The sequence below is a fragment of the Cognatiyoonia sediminum genome (assembly GCF_900129845.1).
Lineage (GTDB): Bacteria > Pseudomonadota > Alphaproteobacteria > Rhodobacterales > Rhodobacteraceae > Cognatiyoonia > Cognatiyoonia sediminum.
The window spans coordinates 1,601,070-1,622,164 of the sequence record NZ_FQXB01000001.1; the positions used below are offsets into that span (position 1 = coordinate 1,601,070).

The 21,095-nt window shown below is 54.5% G+C and carries 17 protein-coding genes; 10 read left to right on the forward strand and 7 right to left on the reverse strand.

Going from position 1 to position 21,095, the window contains the following annotated elements; translation table 11 throughout:
* Window positions 1–233: 233 nt before the first annotated feature.
* A complete protein-coding gene (locus BUA85_RS08025; protein ID WP_072900289.1) occupies window positions 234–2,147 on the forward strand; it encodes an acyltransferase family protein in 1,914 nt (637 codons plus the stop codon).
* A gap of 71 nt (window positions 2,148–2,218) precedes the next feature.
* Here BUA85_RS08025 and gltX read toward each other — a convergent pair whose 3' ends face one another.
* From gltX to BUA85_RS08040, 3 genes are all read right to left on the reverse strand, one after another.
* A complete protein-coding gene (gltX, locus tag BUA85_RS08030; protein WP_072900479.1) occupies window positions 2,219–3,541 on the reverse strand; it encodes a glutamate--tRNA ligase in 1,323 nt (440 codons plus the stop codon).
* Window positions 3,542–3,592: 51 nt separating this feature from the next.
* Window positions 3,593–4,021, reverse strand: a complete 429-nt coding sequence (locus BUA85_RS08035; protein ID WP_072900290.1) for a DUF1801 domain-containing protein — start codon at window positions 4,019–4,021, stop codon at window positions 3,593–3,595.
* 73 nt (window positions 4,022–4,094) lie between these two features.
* A complete protein-coding gene (locus BUA85_RS08040; RefSeq protein ID WP_072900291.1) occupies window positions 4,095–5,756 on the reverse strand; it encodes an NAD+ synthase in 1,662 nt (553 codons plus the stop codon).
* A 137-nt stretch (window positions 5,757–5,893) separates the two neighbouring features.
* On the opposite strand from BUA85_RS08040, the gene BUA85_RS08045 reads away from it, so the two are divergent.
* Window positions 5,894–7,324, forward strand: a complete 1,431-nt coding sequence (locus tag BUA85_RS08045; RefSeq protein WP_072900292.1) for an MORN repeat-containing protein — start codon at window positions 5,894–5,896, stop codon at window positions 7,322–7,324.
* Between the two features lie 73 nt (window positions 7,325–7,397).
* Here the strand turns inward: BUA85_RS08045 and BUA85_RS08050 are convergent, their stop codons facing one another.
* Both BUA85_RS08050 and BUA85_RS08055 read right to left on the reverse strand, forming a co-directional pair.
* Entirely contained in the window at window positions 7,398–8,924 is a 1,527-nt protein-coding gene (locus tag BUA85_RS08050; RefSeq protein ID WP_072900293.1) for a cryptochrome/photolyase family protein, read from the reverse strand.
* On the reverse strand, window positions 8,918–9,583 hold the full coding sequence (locus BUA85_RS08055) for an SDR family NAD(P)-dependent oxidoreductase (protein ID WP_072900294.1): 666 nt from the start codon (window positions 9,581–9,583) through the stop codon (window positions 8,918–8,920). The genes BUA85_RS08050 and BUA85_RS08055 overlap by 7 nt, the downstream gene beginning before the upstream one ends.
* Window positions 9,584–9,857: 274 nt before the next feature.
* On the opposite strand from BUA85_RS08055, the gene BUA85_RS08060 reads away from it, so the two are divergent.
* The 7 genes from BUA85_RS08060 to BUA85_RS08090 all read left to right on the forward strand — a co-directional run bounded on the left by BUA85_RS08060 (window position 9,858) and on the right by BUA85_RS08090 (window position 18,207).
* Window positions 9,858–11,417: a 2-isopropylmalate synthase gene (locus BUA85_RS08060; RefSeq protein ID WP_072900295.1), complete on the forward strand. Its 1,560-nt coding sequence runs from the start codon at window positions 9,858–9,860 to the stop codon at window positions 11,415–11,417.
* A 253-nt stretch (window positions 11,418–11,670) separates the two neighbouring features.
* A complete protein-coding gene (locus BUA85_RS08065) occupies window positions 11,671–12,708 on the forward strand; it encodes a rod shape-determining protein (protein ID WP_072900296.1) in 1,038 nt (345 codons plus the stop codon).
* Window positions 12,709–12,742: 34 nt separating this feature from the next.
* A complete protein-coding gene (gene mreC, locus BUA85_RS08070; RefSeq protein ID WP_072900297.1) occupies window positions 12,743–13,657 on the forward strand; it encodes a rod shape-determining protein MreC in 915 nt (304 codons plus the stop codon).
* Window positions 13,650–14,189, forward strand: coding sequence for a rod shape-determining protein MreD (locus BUA85_RS08075; protein ID WP_072900298.1), 540 nt, complete (start codon window positions 13,650–13,652; stop codon window positions 14,187–14,189). The genes mreC and BUA85_RS08075 overlap by 8 nt, the downstream gene beginning before the upstream one ends.
* Window positions 14,186–16,135 carry a penicillin-binding protein 2 gene (gene mrdA, locus BUA85_RS08080; protein ID WP_072900299.1) on the forward strand — a complete coding sequence of 650 codons (1,950 nt, stop codon included), beginning with the start codon at window positions 14,186–14,188 and terminating at the stop codon, window positions 16,133–16,135. Before BUA85_RS08075 ends, mrdA begins: the two co-directional genes overlap by 4 nt.
* The gene (gene rodA / locus BUA85_RS08085) at window positions 16,136–17,275 is read left to right on the forward strand and encodes a rod shape-determining protein RodA (RefSeq protein WP_072900300.1); all 1,140 of its coding nucleotides are present in this window, start codon (window positions 16,136–16,138) and stop codon (window positions 17,273–17,275) included.
* The gene (locus tag BUA85_RS08090) at window positions 17,275–18,207 is read left to right on the forward strand and encodes a 2-hydroxyacid dehydrogenase (RefSeq protein ID WP_072900301.1); all 933 of its coding nucleotides are present in this window, start codon (window positions 17,275–17,277) and stop codon (window positions 18,205–18,207) included. Before rodA ends, BUA85_RS08090 begins: the two co-directional genes overlap by 1 nt.
* Here the strand turns inward: BUA85_RS08090 and BUA85_RS08095 are convergent.
* Together BUA85_RS08095 and BUA85_RS08100 are read right to left on the reverse strand one after the other, a co-directional pair.
* Window positions 18,204–18,986, reverse strand: coding sequence for an SseB family protein (locus tag BUA85_RS08095; RefSeq protein ID WP_072900302.1), 783 nt, complete (start codon window positions 18,984–18,986; stop codon window positions 18,204–18,206). The genes BUA85_RS08090 and BUA85_RS08095 overlap by 4 nt on opposite strands.
* 50 nt (window positions 18,987–19,036) lie before the next feature.
* A complete protein-coding gene (locus BUA85_RS08100) occupies window positions 19,037–19,651 on the reverse strand; it encodes a uracil-DNA glycosylase family protein (protein WP_242649011.1) in 615 nt (204 codons plus the stop codon).
* Between the two features lie 96 nt (window positions 19,652–19,747).
* On the opposite strand from BUA85_RS08100, the gene BUA85_RS08105 reads away from it, so the two are divergent.
* Window positions 19,748–21,061 (forward strand): Na+/H+ antiporter NhaA, encoded by a 1,314-nt coding sequence (locus BUA85_RS08105; protein WP_072900303.1) that lies wholly within the window; start codon window positions 19,748–19,750, stop codon window positions 21,059–21,061.
* The last annotated feature ends 34 nt before the right edge of the window (window positions 21,062–21,095 follow it).

The following is a 21,095-nucleotide window of genomic DNA, read 5'->3' on the forward strand; positions in this document are numbered from 1 at the left end:
TCAGAGACTGAATCGAACTCCAAAAGACTAATTCTGCGCGACACCTGATATCTGCAACCACAAGAGAACAAAAATCCAAAAACTGTATACGTTTGGACGAGGCTATATGGCTCAATAAAGCGGCACATTAGACACCCCAATTGGCTGCACGATTCAAACGGTTGGCGTCAAGAATGATTTTCTGCTATTGCGACACAAATTGTTGACTATTTTGCTATTTTTGGACCTTACGAGTGAAATACCGCACTGATATTGACGGATTGCGCGCACTTGCAATTTTATTGGTGACAATCTTTCATTTTGACCTTTTGTCGTCAGGCAAAGCTGGGTTCATAGGTGTAGACGTTTTCTTTGTCATATCTGGCTTTTTGATCACGACAATAATCGTGCGAGATCTCCAAGAAGGTTGCTTCCGGATTGGCAACTTCTTGTACAAGCGATTCCGTAGGCTGTATTCAGCGTTGACGTTGACACTCTTGTTATATGTTGGAGCAGGGTACTTTTTTCTTCTGCCGGATATGTACCGGGAATTGGGTCTAGAGGCACTGCTATCGCAGCTATACGTTGTCAATTTTTATTTTTGGCGAAATGTAAACTATTTCGGCTTGCAAGCAGGTTCGGTGCCTTTGCTTCATATGTGGTCACTATCGGTCGAAGAGCAGTTTTACTTTTTGTTTCCAGTGTTTTGCTTGCTAGTCTATCGAGTCCGGCCGACATGGCTCTTCACAGCCGTTGTGATCGTAACACTGATATCATTCGTTTTGGGAGTCATTATGACTCCTTTGAAGACGTGGGCATCCTTTTATCTTTTACCCACCCGTGCATGGGAACTGCTGCTCGGCAGTATTTTATCCATCAGCTGTTTGAAATGGCCACCACGTGGAAACTGGTTAATCTTGTGCGGCCCGCTCGGCCTTGGCCTCATCGCGGTCAGCATTTTTCTATACACGCCCTTGACACTTATTCCCGGTTGGTTCGCCTTGCTGCCCTCGCTGGGAGCGGTTTTTCTTTTACTCGGGGGCTATAATCAAGAGGCTCTAGTGACACGAATGATGTCGGTCCGAGCATTGGTTTGGATTGGGCTGATTTCGTATCCATTGTATCTGGTCCACTGGCCAATCATGATCCTTATAAAGGAAAATGTGCAAACATTTACTTTGGAATGGCGCCTAACCGGTTTTTGCTTATCGTTTGTTTTGGCATGGATGATTTACCAATTTGTAGAGAGACCCATCAGGACCGGACGCTGGCTAGGAAATCCACGTGACTTTCTCGCTGTTTTTGGCGGTTCGTCTGCCGTTATGATTGCTACCACCGCGCTGATCTTCAATATCAATGGATTACCGAACCGGTTTTCTGAACAAGTTAATCTTGCACTCGCTTCTCAAGCTGACGCCGCAACGTCTTTTCGAAACTGCATAGGTCTTATGTCATCTATCGATACGTTGTGTGTTTTGGGTGATCCCGATGCCTCACCTGACATGTTGGTCTACGGCGATAGCCATGCTAATTCTTATGCTGAAGCAATAGACATTTGGCTAACGAAAACTGGGCGTAGTGCTTTTTTTACGTTTTCGCCCGGCTGCTTACCGGTCACCGGCATGGGCGGTGCGCAATGCAATCTACAAGCCCAAAATGCTATCGCATTGCTCGCTGACAATTCATTCATCGAAACGGTTATGATGATTTCGATTTGGCGACAACCATATGAAGGCGGTGTGTCTCATAGGGGTCAATGGGTCAGTGGGACTGCTGCTGCTGAGGCATTTGTTCAGGAACTTGAGGCAACAATTAGTGATTTTTCACATAGCGGCGCAGAAGTAGTATTGGTCGAACCATTTTTTGCCAGCCCCCAAAATGTTCCCCGCACTTTGGCAAAAAATTTAGCTTTTGGTCGAGACTGGCCAGTGCATCAATCAAGAAGGGAGTACGAAAAGACATTTGCGCAATTATTTGAGGCATTTGAACGATCAGAAGAGCTAGGTGCAAGGCGCATTTCTTTAGTTGATCAGTTTTGCGCAAATGATAAGTGCGATGCTATTGTCAATGGCCGCCCAATCTTCGTCGACAATAACCATGTTGCGGGTTGGATGTCACAGCAACTGTCCGAGATATTTGAGATCCAATACCAATTGCACCCCGGTTGATGTAACTGAATGGTTAAAGTGGCAGTTGATAGCAAGGTCCGAAAATCCACTACCCGGCCATCAAGCCCCCCCTAAACCCGCGGCTTCACCTGCAATAACGGCATCACGTCAGCCATCTCCGGCCCGCGTTGACGCCCAGTAACGGCTTTCCGCAAAGGCATAAACAGCCCCTTTCCCTTACGACCCGTGGCCTCTTTCACCGCCGCGGTCCACTCTGACCACGTTTGATCCGTGTATGGCGGCTCCCCCAGCATATCAAAGGCTGTCGCGATAAAGTCTTTGTCTTCGTCATCGACCAAAGCCGTGGCTCCATCGCGGAACAGGGCCCACCACTCCGGCAAATCGCCAAGGGTTGATATATTTTCCTTCACCACAGCCCAAAACGGCTCTTGCACCTCTGCCGGAACGTTCGCGCCTGCCAAAGCCTCCGCCACATCCGCAGCAGAAAGCGTCGCCAAATGTCGCGCGGTCAGTGGGCCCAGATCATCCGCATCAAACTTCGTCGGGGCCGAGCCGAATTTCGACAGATCGAACCCGTCGACCACCTCTTGCACATTCGCGCGCAGCTCAACCGGATCAGAAGACCCCAACCGCGCCATAAGCGACAAGATCGCCTCTGGAGCCAACCCATTCTTGCGCAAATCGCGCAAGGCCAACGTACCAAGTCGCTTCGACAAGGCTTCACCCTGAGGCCCAGTAAGTAGCGAATGATGCGCGAACCGAGGGACAGCACCCCCAAGAGATTCAATCATCTGAATTTGGGTCGCCGTGTTGGTCACATGGTCCGACCCGCGCACTACATCGGTAATCCCCATCTCCGTGTCATCCACAACAGACGCCAGCGTATAGAGAACCTGACCGTCGCCACGGATCAATACCGGATCGCTCACTGAAGACGCATCAATGCTGATGTCGCCCAAAATACCGTCGGTCCACTCAATCCGCGCGTGATCCAGCTTAAACCGCCAATGGCCCTTGCGGCCCTCGGCACGGAACGCCTCTTTCTCCGCCTCCGTCAGGTCCAGAGCGGCGCGGTCGTAGACCGGAGGCTTGCCCATATTGAGCTGCTTCTTGCGCTTCAGGTCCAATTCCGTTGGCGTCTCAAAACACTCATAAAGCCGACCCATCTCGATCAGCTTGTCCTTCGCCACCGCATACCGGTCCAACCGTTCAGACTGGCGTTCAATTCGGTCCCAAGTCAGACCCAACCAAGTCAGATCCTCTTTGATCCCCTCGACATATTCCTCTTTGGAGCGTTCAGGATCGGTATCGTCGATCCGAAGGATAAACTCCCCCCCCGCTTGCCGCGCAATCGCATAGTTAAACAGCGCAGCACGCAGATTGCCGATATGCAGCCAGCCAGTGGGCGAAGGGGCGAAACGAGTCGTGGTCATCATGGTCTCCTATCGAGCGCCATTGACCATGCTATTGACCGTTTGTCCAGTTTAGCTTGGGGTGATCGGCCAGCGGGTCCCCAAATCGTCTACGCCTGCGCGGATGATCTCTGCCACCACGTCGATATCCACGTCTGCGAGTTTATTGATATAGAGACACGCCTTGCCGAGCTTATGTTTTCCAAGCTTGTCGAGAATATGACCAAAATCCTGATACCGAGGCATGATATAAAGGACGAGGTTCGCTTTTCGCGGACTAAATCCCGTGGCAACGCTGTCGCCCTCTCGCCCACTGTCGTAAATGTAATGATACGACCCGTATCCGATCATCGTCGGGCCCCACATCTGAGGCTGCCACCCCGTCACGTCCTTGAAAAGTTGGTTCAGGATCAGCGCATCTTCGCGCCTCCTATCCGGCATGACGTTTGCAATGAATTCATCAACGCTGACTTCGGTCGGTTGGGTCTTATTCTCTGACATTTACGCACTCTACCACAGACTGCCAGCGCCGCCAAAGGGATGGCGGGTGGGGCGATGCGCGGCAGCGCGAGCGTCAGCCGCTATCCCGCCAGCGGTTCACAATCGGATAGCGTCGATCCAGCCAGAACGCCCGATCCGACAACCGCGTGCCCGGAGCCGACTGGAACCGCTTATATTCGCTGATGTAGAGCAGGTGCTCCACCCGTTTCACAGTCTCTCGGTCGTAGCCCGCTTCAACACAGTCAGCGACAGACATCTCGCGATCGACCAGCATCTCGAGAATGCCGTCCAACACATCGTAAGGTGGCAGACTATCCTCGTCCTTCTGATCGGGTCGCAACTCTGCCGAGGGCGGCTTGTCGATGATCGAAACAGGGATCATCTCACCCTCCGGCGCCTTCATCCAAGGTCGGTGATTTGCGTTGCGCCAGCGGCAGGTCTCAAACACCCGCGTTTTATACACGTCTTTGATCGGGTTATACCCGCCTGACATATCGCCATAGATCGTCGCATATCCGACGGCCACCTCGGATTTATTACCGGTGGTCAGCAGCATTTCGCCAAACTTGTTTGACTGCGCCATCAACAGCAGGCCGCGCAAGCGCGACTGGATATTCTCCTCGGTCAGACCTTCTTCTAACCCTTCAAACAAAGGCGCCAGCGCCTCCGTCACCGCCGCCCGCGGTCCCGCAATCGACACCATGTCGAATTTGCAGCCCAAAGCATCCACTACGCCTTGCGCATCATCCAAAGACCCTTGCGAAGTGTATTCTGACGGAAGCATCACACAGCGCACATTCTCCGGTCCCAAGGCATCAGCGGCAATCGTCGCCACAATCGCACTGTCGATCCCGCCAGACAGCCCTAGCAAAACCTTCTGGAACCCGGTTTTTCCCATGTAATCGCGCAGGCTTTCCACCATCGCCCGATAATCTTGTTCGAGGCTGTCCGGAAAAACCTCACGCTGGCCTTCCTGGGCTTCCCAGCCCTCTTCGCCACGCACAAAATCGACCTGCACGATAACCTCATCAAAGACCGGCAGTTGCACGGCCAGCTTGCCCGAGCGGTTCAAAACAAAGGACCCACCATCGAACATCTGGTCATCTTGCCCACCAACCATGTTGAGATACACCAACGGCACATCATTCTCGACCACACGGCTGACCATATTCATCAAGCGGATTGGGAACTTGTCGCGGAAATAGGGCGACCCGTTCGGCACCAACAGCACCTCGGCCCCCGCCTCGACCATCGCTTCGCACACATCCGGATACCAGGCATCCTCACAGATCGGAGACCCCAGCCGCGGCCCATCGTTACCCACCGCAAACGGGCCAGAGATTTCGCCGCGATTGAACAGGCGGACCTCATCAAAGACATTGAAATTCGGCAAGAAATGCTTGTCCATCCGGCTCGCAATCTCACCGCCCTTCAGAACGAAATAGGAATTGTGCAAGCGCTCCCCATTCAAAAACGGCGCCCCAATTGTCAGGATTGGACCATCCGCGCAATCCTTCGCCAACTGCTCCACATGCGCCAAAGCACCCGCCACAAAGGCCGGTTTACGCACCAAATCCTGCGTCTGATACCCGGTCACAAACATCTCTGGCAGCGCCACCAGGTCAGCACCCGCCGCCTTGCCTTCATCCCAAGCCGCTTTGGCCTTGGCACAATTGCCCGCCAAATCCCCTACTGTGGGGTTCAGCTGTGCCATCGTCAGTCGAAAGTTGTCCATTTCCAGCGTTCCTTACAGGATCGAGACTGATTTAGCAGACTGAACGGCAAGGGAAAGCCGAATGCGCGGATTGACCCCGTTGTCAGCGTGGGTCGCCTCGATTAACCTACCCGTCGGGAACGGGAATGAGGATTCACATGCAGCGCTTTGGAACATCTCTAGGTTTGGCCCTTGGCATCGCAGTTATGGCCAGCCCCGTTCTGTCACAAGCGATCGAAATCAAGCAATATGATGATGGCGGCGTTTACGAAGGCACCTTTGTGAACGGCAAGCAGCATGGCCAAGGCACATACCGCCTTCCCAACGGATATGAATACAGCGGCGAATGGTTCGAAGGCGAAATCAGAGGCCAAGGCACAGCCCGTTTCCCTAACGGTTCGATTTATGAAGGTACATTCGCGCTCGGCAAACCCGACGGCACCGGCAAAATCACTTTTGCCGATGGCGGCACTTTTGAAGGCGATTGGGTGGCTGGCAACATCACCGGTCGTGGCATCGCAAACTATGCCAATGGCGTGAGCTACGAAGGCGAATTCCGTAATGCCATGCATAACGGTGTGGGCACACTGCGCAGCCCCGGCGGCTATGTCTACGAAGGGCCATGGATCAATGGCGTCAAGGAAGGCGATGGTAAGATCACCTACCCAGATGGTTCCGTTTACGAAGGCAACCTGTCCAACGGCGAACGTGACGGCTTTGGCAAGATAACCATGGCCGATGGCCTGATCTATGAAGGATCATGGGTCGAAGGCCAGATCGAAGGCGAAGGCAAACTGACCCAGCCCAACGGCGACGTCTACGAAGGCACGCTGCTCGGCGGCCAAAGGCAGGGCTCTGGCTCCGTCACCTACGCAAACGGCGACGTTTACATCGGCGGGTTTGATGCTGACCGCCGCCATGGTCAAGGCACGTTTCAAGGTACCGATGGCTACTTTTATGCCGGTTCTTGGGTCGACGGCAAAATCGATGGCCAAGGCGAAATCACCTATCCTGACGGATCGGTTTACGTCGGTTCATTCAAATCCGATCTCGCAGACGGCGAAGGTATAATCACCTATGCCGACGGCTCAAGCTATGAGGGCAGTTGGCAAAACGGTGTCATCAACGGCCCTGGCAAAGCAATCTATGCCAATGGTCTTGTCTATGAAGGCGATTTCCTCAACGCCAAGAACCATGGCACTGGCAAAATGACCTACTCCGACGGGTATACTTATGTTGGTGATTGGGCCGAGGGGCAACGCAACGGGCAAGGTGTTGCCACTTATGCCGACGGCACGGTCTATGAGGGCGGTTTCATGAATGGCCAACGCCATGGCACTGGTAGCATCACTTTACCAGACGGTTTCACCTATGTTGGCGATTGGCTCGAGGGTGAAATCAGTGGAACGGGTGTCGCGACCTATACCAATGGCGACGTCTACGAGGGCACATTCCTGCGCGGCCGCAGACAAGGGCCCGGAACAATGCGCTATGCAACCGGCGAACAAGCCACTGGCGAATGGGCAGATGGAGCACTTTTGCCCGGTGGCACCACGACCCCGGCACCAGCGCAAACCGACGATCAGTAAGCCATTTTGTACTTACGCCCCGTGTACGGCGTGTGTACGCACGGTGTACAAGGTTTTACTGGGTTTTACCCGCTCAAACCACCTCGCCCGCATCCAGCTTTGCCAACCAATTATCGGCATCTGACAAGACCTGAGCCCGCCTGTCTTCGGCCATCCGATCCCAGACGCGATACATATTTCCCATACGTGGATTGGCACTGAATTTCTCCGAATGGCGATCCAGAAAATGCCAATAAAGCAGGTTAAACGGGCACGCATCCGGCCCAGTTTTCTGTTTCACCTTGTAGGAACAGGACTTGCAGTAATTCGACATCTTATCGATGTAATTTCCGCTGCTCACATAGGGTTTCGACGCAACAATCCCGCCATCCGCAAACTGGCTCATCCCTATCACATTCGGTGCCTCAACCCACTCAAACGCATCGGCATAAACCGCCAAATACCACTCATGCACCTGATACGGATCAATGCCGGCCAGTAGCGCGAAATTCCCTGTGATCATCAGACGTTGGATATGATGTGCATAGGCTTCATCGCGCGTCTGCCCCACCGCCGCTTCGATACAGGCCATCCACGTCTTTTGCCCCCAGAAGCTGGCAGGCAAATCACGGCTATGGCCCAGATCATTGCGCGCGACATAGTCCCGCCCCTGCAGGAAATAGATACCGCGAATATACTCGCGCCACCCGATCACCTGACGGATAAATCCCTCAACGGCATTGAGCGGTGCCAACTCTTCTTTCCAAGCCTTTTCAACCGCTTGACACACCTCTAACGGATCAAGCAGGCCGATATTCAGATATAACCCGATATGCGCATGATACAAATGCGGCTGCCCCAAAAGCATCGCATCCTGATAGTCGCCAAACCCTGCCAAACCGGTCGCGATCCAATGGTCCAAATGTGCCTGCGCTTGCTTCGCATCCGTCGCAAACCAGAACGGCTCCAACGTGCCAAAATTTTCCCCAAACCGCGCAGCGACGAGGTCCAAAACCTCCCGCATCACAGCATCAGGCTCAAACCGCAAAGGCCCCTCAACCTCGACTGACTTTGGTGGTGCCTTCCGGTTGTCGTGATCATAATTCCACTGGCCACCCGCAGGCTGATCGCCCTCCATCAACAACCCGGTCTTGCGACGCATATCGCGATAGAAATACTCCATCCTCAATTGCTTGCGCCCTTCGGCCCAACTTTCAAATTCCTGATTTGACGACAGAAAGCGATCGTCCGGCAAAGTGGTCACGGTCAAAGGCAACTCTGCCAAAGCATCAATCACCCGCCACTCGCCCGCCTCGGTGCAGATCACCTCTGTCGCACCGACAGCTTCCGCTCCCTGCAATAAGGCTTCGTTGAGTGTTTGCGGCGCATCCTCATCGTCAAGCTTCGAATACCGAACCTGCCATCCTTCGGCGCGCAATTGCGCGGCAAACTTTCGCATCGCTGCGAAGATCAATGCGATCTTTTTCGGATGATGCCGCACATAGCTGGCCTCGCCCAAGGCCTCTGCCATGATGATCACATCGGTGGCTTTATCGGCGCTTCGCAATGCTGACAAATTCGGGGAGAGTTGATCCCCCAAAACAAGGACCAATCTCACCAAGGCACCTCTTTACCTGCATAGTCGAAAAACCCACCGCTCTGTTCAGGCGACAGGGCAAGCAAAACATCGACCAAAGCGGACGCTGCTTCACTCGCTGGCATCGTCTTATGACGCCCCGCGTAGTTTGCGGTGAAGGGTGTCTCAACCGTGCCCGGATGCAGGGCAACACAAACAGATCCCTTGTGGGTCCGCGCGAATTCAACTGCCGCCCCCCGCACGATCTGGTTCACGGCGGCTTTCGAGGCCCGATAACTATGCCATCCACCAATCCGATTATCGCCAATCGACCCCACCCGCGCCGACAACACACCAATCCGTGGAGCGCCGTCCTTGCGCAACAACCGTCCCAAACGCCCTAAGATCAACGCAGGCCCAATCGCATTCACCGCAAAAACCTCAGCCATCTGCTCCTCGGTGATCGCTGAAAGCGCCTTCTCAGGCCGCGCGCCGTTCGATGCCAAAACCCCTGTCGCGACAAACACAACATCATAAGGCCCACTCAGTTTTGACAGCATCGCTTCCACCGACACAGGATCAGTAATGTCCAACCCATCCGCCTTCCGCGATAACCCATCAACCTCAAACCCGCGCTGGCGAAGCTCTGTCACCAATGCCTGTCCGATCCCGCCAGAGGCGCCAATACAAAGTGCTCTTTTCATGCTTGTGCTACCTAGGTGTCACTTGTCCTCCGACCACCCTCATTCTCTTTTGAGCAAAAATACCTCGGGTGTGGGCAGCGCCCACAAAAAACCTCTTCCCCCCAGAAAAACCGACGCTATAGTCGCGCTCATGTTGACGAAGGCGAAAATCACACCAGCACCCTCGCTGGCCCTAACAGAGCTACTCCTTAGCAGCCTCTGAGCGTGCCTTCTTGGCGCGACCGCTCAGAGGGGATCAGCGCCAAATATCTCAAAAAGCTAAGGACTACATAAAATGACTGACCAAGTACTGATTTTCGACACGACGTTGCGTGACGGCGAACAATCCCCTGGTGCGACGATGACGCATGAGGAAAAACTCGAAATCGCAGAGATGTTGGATGACATGGGCGTCGACATTATCGAAGCCGGGTTTCCGATTGCTTCAGAAGGCGATTTTGCCGCCGTGACAGAGATTGCCAAGCAGGCGAGAAGCTCCACGATCTGTGGCTTGGCCCGCGCCAACTACAAAGACATCGACCGCTGTTGGGAGGCTGTGAAACACGCGAAATCGCCGCGTATTCACACGTTTATCGGCACCTCGCCCCTGCACCGCGCAATCCCAAACCTCAACCAAGATGAGATGGCAGAACGGATTCACGACACTGTCACCCACGCCCGCAACCTTTGTGACAACGTGCAATGGTCGCCCATGGATGCGACCCGCACCGAAGAAGATTACCTGTGCCGCGTGGTTGAAATTGCGATCAAGGCAGGCGCGACCACAATCAACATCCCTGACACGGTTGGCTACACCGCTCCGGTTGAATCCGCTGATCTGATCCGCATGTTGATCGAGAAAGTGCCGGGTGCGGACGATATCATTTTTGCAACCCACTGCCACAATGATCTTGGCATGGCGACAGCGAACTCATTGGCCGCTGTTGAGGGCGGCGCGCGACAAATTGAATGCACAATCAACGGCTTAGGCGAACGCGCAGGGAATACGGCGTTGGAAGAAGTCGTCATGGCGCTTAAGGTGCGGCATGACATTATGCCATATGCCACTGGTATCGACACAACTAAGATCATGAACATCTCACGTCGTGTGGCGACAGTGTCCGGCTTTCCGGTCCAGTTCAACAAAGCCATTGTTGGCAAGAACGCCTTTGCCCATGAAAGCGGCATCCACCAAGACGGAATGCTGAAGAACGCTGAAACCTTCGAGATCATGCGCCCGCAAGACGTGGGCCTGTCTGGAACGTCTCTGCCCTTGGGCAAACATTCCGGCCGCGCTGCGCTGCGGTCGAAATTGGAAGCGCTTGGCTACGATCTGGCCGACAACCAGTTGAAAGATGTCTTTGTCCGTTTCAAGGATTTGGCTGACCGCAAGAAAGAAGTCTACGACGACGATTTGATCGCCTTGATGCGGTCAAACGAAGATGCAGAAGACCGGTTGAAGCTCAAGTCCTTGCGCGTTGTTTGCGGCACTGACGGACCGCAATCGGCAGAGATGGTGATGGAGATTGACGGTGACGAAAAAAGCATCACGACAACAGGCGACGGCCCCGTTGATGCGACCTTCCAAGCCGTGAAGACTCTTGTTGAGCATAACGCCCGCCTGCAGCTTTATCAGGTACACGCAGTGACAGAAGGGACAGACGCGCAAGCGACCGTATCCGTCCGAATGGAGGAAGAGGGTCGGATCGCGACTGGCCAATCGGCAGATACGGATACAGTTGTGGCAAGTGCGAAGGCCTACATCAACGCTCTGAACCGCTTGCTGGTCCGTCGTGAGAAATCAGAACCTGGCTACGACACCAAGGGCGTGAGTTATAAGGATGTTGACGCTTAACGACGTCTAGATTGGGCTTCGATCGCAAGGTCGGAGCCCAATTTTCTCGGAAATGTATAAAAACTGACAGACTGACCAATACAACCATCGATATTGCCTAAGAAATGTTCGATTTTCACAACCGGCACTTTTGCGCTGAACGTTGCGGAATGAGGCCTTTCGCCAATCCCATCCACCCTTTATAAGAAGGTTCGTTCTTGCGGATCGTCAGAATCGCGAGCCTGAGAAGTTTAGGGAACGGGAACACCCTCATATGGCAATTTTCGGCAGTCTATTTTCGTCCGACATGGCGATTGACCTCGGCACGGCAAACACTCTTGTCTACGTGAAAGGCAAAGGGGTGATTTTGTCAGAACCTTCCGTCGTCGCCTATCACGTCAAAGACGGTCAGAAGAAAGTTCTGGCAACCGGCGAAGACGCCAAGATGATGTTGGGCCGGACACCGGGTAGCATTGAAGCTATCCGCCCGATGCGAGATGGCGTCATTGCAGACTTCGACACAGCGGAAGAGATGATCAAGCACTTCATCCGCAAAGTAGCGAAGCGTTCCACATTCTCCAAACCGAAGATCATTGTTTGCGTCCCCCATGGTGCGACGCCGGTTGAGAAACGTGCGATCCGCCAATCCGTTCTTTCCGCAGGTGCGCGTCGCGCCGGCCTAATCGCCGAACCGATTGCGGCCGCAATCGGTGCAGGCATGCCGATCACTGACCCAACCGGCAACATGGTTGTCGATATCGGCGGGGGTACGACCGAAGTGGCCGTTCTGTCCCTCGGTGATATCGTCTATGCACGGTCCGTGCGTGTGGGCGGTGACCGCATGGATGAGGCGATCGTCAACTATCTCCGCCGCCAGCATAACCTTCTGATCGGTGAATCCACGGCCGAGCGGATCAAAACGTCGATCGGCACCGCCCGTATGCCAGATGATGGGCGGGGCAGCTCAATGCACATCCGTGGTCGTGACCTGCTGAACGGCGTACCGAAAGAATCCGAAATTTCACAGGCCCAAGTGGCTGAAGCTCTTGCCGAGCCGGTGCAACAAATTTGCGAAGCTGTGATGACCGCTTTGGAAGCAACGCCGCCCGACCTTGCAGCCGACATTGTCGACCGTGGCGTCATGCTAACAGGTGGTGGCGCGCTGCTTGGTCAACTCGACCTCGCCCTGCGCGAGCAGACCGGTCTCGCCATTTCCGTCGCTGACGAGTCGCTCAATTGTGTGGCTTTGGGCACCGGCAAGGCGCTAGAGTATGAAAAACAGCTGCGTCATGTGATAGACTACGAAAGCTAACCGCCGATTTTAACAGGACCGAGGACATCTGACCTTGGCACGCGACAACAAAAGCGAAGATTTCATCGGCCCGATCCGCAGACTGCTGGTCGGGCTCTTTGTGTTTTTGCTGTTGGGGGTTTTTTTGGTGTGGCGGATCGATAGCCCAAGGGTTGAACGCTTCCGTGCAGCCGTGATTGACGAGGTTGTCCCCTCCTTTGATTGGGCGATGGCGCCAGTGACAGGCGCTATCGATCTGGTGCGAGATTTTCAGAGCTATCAGCAGCTTGCCGAACAAAACGACAATCTCCGTCGCGAGCTACAGCAGATGAAGGCGTGGAAAGAGGCAGCGCTTCAGCTTGAACAGGAAAACGCACGTTTGCTCGATCTGAACAAGGTCAGCCTTGATCCGAAGCTGACCTATATCACTGGCGTAGTTGTGACAGATAGCGGATCGCCTTTCCGACAGTCGGTGCTGATCAACGTTGGTGCGCGGGATGGGATCATTGATGGCTGGCCAACGATGGATGGGATCGGCCTTGTCGGACGGATCAGTGGTGTGGGTCAGGATACCAGCCGCGTGATCCTTTTGACTGATACCTCAAGCCGTATTCCCGTGACCGTCCAGCCAAGCGGTCAGAAGGCGATATTGGCAGGCGACAACACTTTGAATCCCCTTTTGGAGTTCATCGAAGACCCCGGTTTGGTCCGCCCCGGTGACCGTGTCATCTCTTCTGGCGATGGTGGCGTTTTCCCGTCGGATTTGCTGGTCGGACAAGTCGCACTTGGGACGGACAATAGATTGCGTGTTCGTCTGTCCGCCGACTATGAGCGCCTTGAGTTCCTCCGAGTCCTACGGGCGCAACCGCATGAAGTTATCGAAGATCCCGGCGGGCTACTTGCGACCGACGAGGTTGATGCCCTGATTGAAGACGTTCTGGAAGAAACAGCCGAGGCGACAGATGGCTGAAACTCCGAACATGCAGATCTGGATCGGCCGCGCTGTCTACGTCGGCATTTGTGTCCTTTTGATTTTTCTTCAATTGATGCCCCTAGACGCGCGGCCTGAGATCATTCCTTGGCCGGATCTTTTGCTTTTGGTGACATTGGTTTGGGTTGCGCGGCGGCCGGACTACACGCCAGTTATCGCAATTGTCGCGCTTTTCTTTCTGACAGACCTTTTGTTCCAAAGGCCTCCGGGTCTTTGGACAGCCTTGGTCATCATCCTAACAGAGTCGCTCCGCAAACGCGCCAACCAACTTCGCAACGCACCAGCCGCGCTTGAGTGGGGCTCCATCGCGCTCGGCATCGTCGCGATCACATTGGCGTACCGAGCGATCCTATTCATCGCACTCACTCATGCGCCGCCCTTGGGTCTAACCTTAATCCAGATGGTGATCACGATTTTGAGCTACCCTGTTGTCGCGATTTTGGCGCACTATGTGTTCGGGGTCAGCAGACCAACGCCCGGTGCGATTGATAGTTTGGGGCATCGCCTATGAAACGTCCTGCCAAAGATCAGGCATTCAGTGAACGGATGATCAGTCGTCGAGCGCTTTTGCTTGGTTCGGCGCAGGTGGGTTTTGTCGGTTTGCTTGGGTGGCGCATGCAATCCATGCAGGTCGAACAGGCAGATCAATTCCGCCTGCTCGCCGAAGAAAACCGGGTTAACATTCGGCTTTTGCCACCCTCTCGCGGATTGATCTTTGACATCAATGGCCAGCCCATCGCCGACAATGAACAGAACTACCGTGTCGTCATGGTTCGGGAAGATGCGGGTGATGTTGAAGCTGTATTGGCCAAACTGACCGAGATCGTGGATATCCCTGATGAGACCATCGCACGCGCGGTGGAGGAGATTAACCGTCGCTCGCCCTTTGTGCCCGTAACGATTGCCGACCGTTTGGCGTGGGATGATGTGGCGCAAATCAATGTGAATGCGCCTGCCCTGCCTGGGATTTCCGCTGAAGTGGGGTTGAGCCGCGTTTATCCCTTTGGCGCCGACCTTAGCCATGTTGTTGGTTACGTTGGCCCCGTTAGCGACTACGACCTGAGCCAAGGGTATCTCTCCGAAGACAACGATCCTTTGCTTCAAATTCCAAAGTTTCAGGTCGGCAAAACGGGCGTTGAAGCGAAAGAAGAACAGATCCTTCGCGGCAGTGCGGGCACAAAGCGCATTGAAGTGAACGCCTTGGGTCGCGTCATGCGGGAATTGGACCGAGCCGAAGGTGAAAGCGGCAAAGATATCCAATTGACCATCGATGCCGATTTACAAAGCTACGTTCAGGCGCGTCTTAACGGCGAAAGCGCAGGGGCGGTCGTGATCGATCTGGAGAACGGTGACTTGAGGGCAATCGCGTCGGCGCCGACGTTTGATCCGAACCTATTTGTTCGTGGCATCTCCACCAAAGACTGGCGTGATCTGAACGAAAACAAATATCGGCCGCTGGCCGCAAAGGCGGTTCAAGGCACCTACCCTCCGGGATCTACTTTCAAGATGATTACGGCTCTGGCTGCCTTGGAAGATGGCGTGGTTGATGCCGAAGAAACGGTTTATTGCCCTGGCTTTACCGATGTTTTCAGCACCCGATTCCACTGTTGGAAACGTGCGGGACATGGGAATATCAACCTGCACGAAAGCCTGAAACAGAGCTGCGACTGCTATTACTATGACATCTCACAACGTGTCGGGATTGATAAGATGGCGGCGATGGCACGCAAGCTGGGCCTTGGTGTGCGCCACGATCTTCCTTTGTCTGCTGTCGCGTCAGGGCTTGCGCCGGACAAAGACTGGAAGAAACGCGTGCGCAATGAAGACTGGCGGATCGGTGACACGGTGAACGCGTCCATCGGACAGGGTTATGTTTTGGCGTCTCCCTTGCAACTCGCTGTGATGACCGCTCGGATCGCGACCGGTCGGGAGGTGACACCTCGCTTGATCAAATCCATCGACGGGATCGAGACACCAAGCGGTTTAGGCGAAAGCCTCGGACTGAATGAAAATTCATTGCGCCGCATCCGCGCTTCCATGGTTGATGTGTCCAACCATCGCCGCGGGACAGCCTATGGCAGTCGGATCGTGGCAGACGGGATGCAGATGGCGGGAAAGACGGGCACCAGTCAGGTGCGCCGGATCACCGAAGAAGAACGTGCCAATGGCGTGACAAAAAACGAAGACCTGCCTTGGGAACGCCGAGATCACGCGTTATTTGTTGATTTCGCACCGGTCGAAAACCCTCGTTTTGCGATTGCCGTTGTCGTGGAACACGGCGGCGGCGGATCTCGTGCAGCGGCCCCAATCGCGCGGGATATTACCCTACAAGCGCTCTATGGCGGCACGCCTCCATTGGACGCCTATCCGACAGCTGCGCGGCCAGAGATTGAAGAGCAACAACGACGTATCAGAGATTTCGTGGTGCCCGGTCGAAAGACGCAGGACCGCGCCTAGATGAGCTATTTAGAGTACAACACCAAATACGTCCCGACGGGATTTCGGAAGCTGTTGTACCTCAACTGGCCCGTGATCATGCTGTTGATCGCGGTCGCCTCGTTCGGTTTCCTGATGCTGTTTTCCGTTGCCGGAGGGTCCGCCCAGCCATGGATGGAACCTCAGATGGAACGCTTCGCCGTCGGTCTAGCGCTCATGTTAGTCGTGGCCATGGTACCGATTTGGTTTTGGCGCAACATGTCCGTCGTCGCCTATCTGGTTTCTATCGCCTTGCTGGTTGCAGTGGAATTTGTTGGCGTTGAGCGTAACGGGTCACAACGTTGGTTGGACCTTGGGTTTATGGACCTCCAACCGTCTGAAATGGCCAAAATCACAATGGTTATGATATTGGCTGCCTACTATGACTGGCTGCCTGCAAAAAAGACATCGCATCCGCTTTACGTTTTGATCCCAGTTTTCCTGATCATGCTCCCAACCTATTTTGTTTTGGCGCAGCCTGATTTGGGCACATCGCTCCTTTTGGTGGCTGGCGGTGGTGCGATGATGTTCTTCGCTGGGGTGCATTGGGCATACTTTGCAACCGTGATCTTAACGGGTGTATCCTTGGTGTTCGCCGTGTTCCAATCCCGCGGCACGCCCTACCAAATCCTGCAGGACTATCAGTACCGGCGGATCGACACTTTCCTTGATCCAGCAAACGATCCGCTTGGGGCGGGTTATCACATCACCCAAGCCAAAATCGCATTCGGCTCTGGCGGTTGGACCGGCCGCGGCTTTATGCAAGGCACGCAAAGCCGGTTAAATTTCTTACCCGAAAAGCACACCGACTTTATCTTCACCACGCTCGCAGAGGAATTTGGTTTCTTAGGCGCTATGGGTCTTTTGACGCTCTACCTGCTGATCATTCTGTTCTGCATCGTGTCGGCAGTGAACAACCGAGATCGGTTTGCATCCCTTTTGACCTTAGGCATCGCCATGACCTTCTTTTTGTTCTTTGCCTTGAACATGGCGATGGTGACTGGCTTGGCTCCGGTTGTTGGGGTGCCTTTGCCCTTGGTCAGCTACGGAGGATCGGCCATGTTGGTCTTGATGGTGGCCTTCGGGCTTGTTCAATCCGCGCACGTCCATAGGCCGCGTTGATGTTGAAAGTTATGTTTTCGGCTAAGCCTGCCGCTTGGGAAGAGTATAGAGAAACGCTAATGACTGCCTTCGATGCCGAAGGTTTGGATGTCGACCTCTCTCGCGATCATGATCCTGCGGAGGTCGACTACATCGTCTTTGCCCCGAATGGGCCTGTGAGCGATTTTCGCCCCTACACGAAAACCAAAGCCGTCCTGAGTTTGTGGGCCGGTGTCGAAACGGTTGTCGGCAATGAAACCTTGACGCAACCACTCCTACGTATGGTCGATCACGGGTTAACCGCCGGCATGGTGGAATGGGTCGTTGGCCATACGTTGCGCCACCACCTTGGAATGGATGCCCATATCACGCAGCAAGATGGTGTTTGGCGCGATACGGTCTATCCGCCGATTGCGGCGCAACGCACTGTCACCATTCTTGGCATTGGCGCGTTGGGCGCGGCCTGCGGGCAGGCTCTTCATGGTTTAGGATTTCCAGTAAGGGGCTGGAGCCGTACGCCAAAACAGATCGAGAATATCGAATGCTTCAGTGGCGACGACGGGCTGCGAGACACGTTGAGCGGAGCAGAAGTTGTGATCCTCCTTTTGCCCGATACGCCTGACACACGACATGTCTTGAACGCCGAAACGCTTGGCTTACTGGCGAGAGGAGGGTTCGTTATCAACCCCGGACGCGGGCCATTGATCGACGACGATTCCCTCTTGGCTGCGCTCGACAGGGGGCAAGTGGCTCATGCGACATTGGATGTGTTTGACGTCGAGCCGCTACCAAAAGATCACCCCTTTTGGTCCCATCCGAATGTCACTGTGACGCCGCATATCGCAAGCACCACACGCGCTGACACAGCGTCTCAAGTGATCGCCCAACAAATCAAACGAGGCGAGCGGGGCGAGCCGTTCTTACACGTCGTAGACAGACAGGCAGGGTATTAGGTCAGTTTCGGTGGTTTTGTGGGGTCCATTCCGGGCGCGCCCGGCATGGTCGGTTGTTCTGACACCGGCAGATCAAATCGCAACCCGACGCGTCGAAGAATGTCGGCCACGTCGTCACCCGACGAGACAAACATCACATCAATCGTTCCCGCCTCGATTCCCGAGAATATCAGCGCTTCGCCTGCGGCATGGGCCAGGGCTTTCTCTGATCCATCCCGCGCATCGACGAATGCGAGGATATGACCGACGCCACCCTCTTTGTAGACTGCCCCCGCGAGATAGGCATGGGATGCGAGCCCAGCGGCGATGGCCAGCTTTCGGTCGAGGCCGGTTACGACCTCTTCAGGAAGAGAACCCGGAGACCGGAGTTCGGAAAGCGTCCCTTGGGTTTCCTCAGGCGCGTTGCGAAGAGTTTCTGCGAGCCAATCGACGGCATCCGGCGGGATCAGCATCGCTGATGGGGCCACTTCTAAGTTAAGCGCAAGCCCGACATCTTGCCCGTCCAACATTTGAATCAGCCCACGCCCGGGCAAACCAGCATAAGGGGCGGCGCGGCCGACGAAACTCGATAGGCGTTCCTCCCGATCGAAAACCAGCGCAAACTTTTGATCTTTGACGTCGAACAGTTCCGGCGACACCTGATCGCCGTCCGGCTCTCCAGCCAGAAGGAGATAAAGTTCAGAATCCGCGATACGCTCATAAAACCGCAAACGCGCGGCATCGTCGTCCGGATTAGCGGACATGTTTGCATGCGCTTTATCAATCTCTGTCTCGGCCATCGCGCCCTCTTCTCAGGTCATTACTCGCGTAATGCGGCAGATAGTGGACTTCAAGGCGACAAGATCGCCGCAACTCGTTTTTGCAATGCGGGGATGATCTCTGCATCAAACCACGGATGGTTCTTAAACCAGCGCATATTGCGCGGACTTGGGTGCGGAAGGATGATGCTCTTGGCAATCGCAGGGTCAATGGAGGATACGGCGCCAGCGACAGAGGATCGCTTATGTTTCGGAGCGTGCCAATCGATGGCATAGCGCCCCATGAGGATAGTCAGCTCAACCTGCCGCAAATGGGACAGCACCGGTAAACGCCAAGTATCAGCGCATTCTTTCCGAGGCGGCGCGTCACCCCCCTTGCCACCACCGGGAAAGCATAAACCCATTGGGAAAATCCCCATCCTTGGGTCATTATAGAAGGTTGTTCGATCAACACCCAGCCATCTACGCAAACGATCTCCTGACGGGTCGTCGAAGGGGCGATTTTTTGTATGTGTGATCCGCCCAGGCGCTTGCCCGACAATCAAAATTTTTGCGTTCTGATCAATCTGAAAGATAGGATTTGGACCCAGTTCCAAGCCGTCGCAGATCGTACACGCGCTTATGCGTTTCAGAAGTTCTGAAAAGTCATGGTTTGTGTTCAAACGAACCTCCGGTGTGTCACCCACACATTAGTTACGTGCGAACTTTACCCAGCCCGGCTTCTTTGTTGAAGGCATCTAACCTTTGAATTAGGCTCAGCCAGAAGCCTAAGGGGGAACAGCATGTATCGCGTCTGGAACTTTGTGACCAACTACTCGATTTTGCTCATCCTCGGGGCGCTGATTGCTTTGGTCTGGGCGAACATCGACGCGCATAGCTATCACATCGTAGTTGAGTACCCACTTTGGCTGAACAATTGGGTCGGGGTTGAGACCAGTTATTGGCTCAAAAGCTACGGTGCCGACTACGGCATGACGGAAGTGTCGACCGAAAAAGTTCTGAGCTTCCACTATCTTGTGAACGACGTTCTTATGGCCTTCTTCTTTGCCATTGCGGCGAAAGAAGTTTGGGAAGCGGTGATCCTCAGAAATGGATCACTCCGCGGTCGAAAGGCCGCCACGCCTTTATTTGCAACTGTTGGAGGCATGGCTGGTCCAATCACCGTCTACTTGGGCTTGGCTTATTTCTTGGGATCGGAGACATATGACGCAGTGGCACGAGGCTGGGCTATTCCCACAGCAACGGACATTGCCTTCAGTTATTTGGTCGGCCGTTTGGTCTTTGGTGCGGGCCACCCTGCGGTGCGTTTCTTGCTGCTCCTGGCGATCGCAGATGACGCCGCAGGTTTGATCATCCTCGCAGTGTTCTATCCCTCAGGTGAATTGGCTCCTGAATGGCTCCTGCTGTCGGTCGCCGCAGCCGCTGCTGTTTACTTCCTGTTCAACCGTCTGCCCCAGATTATGGACCGCGGCAAAGAAACGCGCCCAACCTCCACCTGGGTCCGCAAAAGACTGTCGTTTTGGCCTTACCTCATCGCCGGCTGCTTGAGCTGGTACGGCTTCCAAGAAGCAGGCATTCACCCTGCCCTTGGTCTGTTGCCTATTGTTCCGACCATTCCACATGCGGATCGCGCCTTTGGCATCTTCTCCGAGGCTGAACAGTACCTCACTGACCTGCTGAACCACATCGAACATCTGCTGAAACATCCGGTCGAGGTCGTTCTGTTCTTCTTTGGCCTGCTCAACGCCGGTGTCGAGTTTTCATCCATTGGATCGCCAACCTGGCTAGTGCTTGCAGGACTCATGATCGGTAAACCGCTTGGCGTTCTCCTATTTGGCTGGATCGCTGCAGGTCCTATGAAGTTGGGACTGCCTCAAGGTATGAGGGTGGTTGATCTATTTGTTGTTGGCTGTGTCTCTGCGATTGGCTTTACCGTTTCGCTGTTCATCGCTTCGGTTGCCTTCGACAGCTCTGTCATGCTGGGGGATATCCCGGTTCAGGAAGCCGCTAAGATGGGTGCCTTGTTCAGTTTTGCCGCTGCCATTCTGAGTATCATTGCGGGCAAAGTGACGCGCGTTCAAAAGCAAGACGGCTGATAAATGATCAATCGGGCTAAAAAACTTGGCCTGA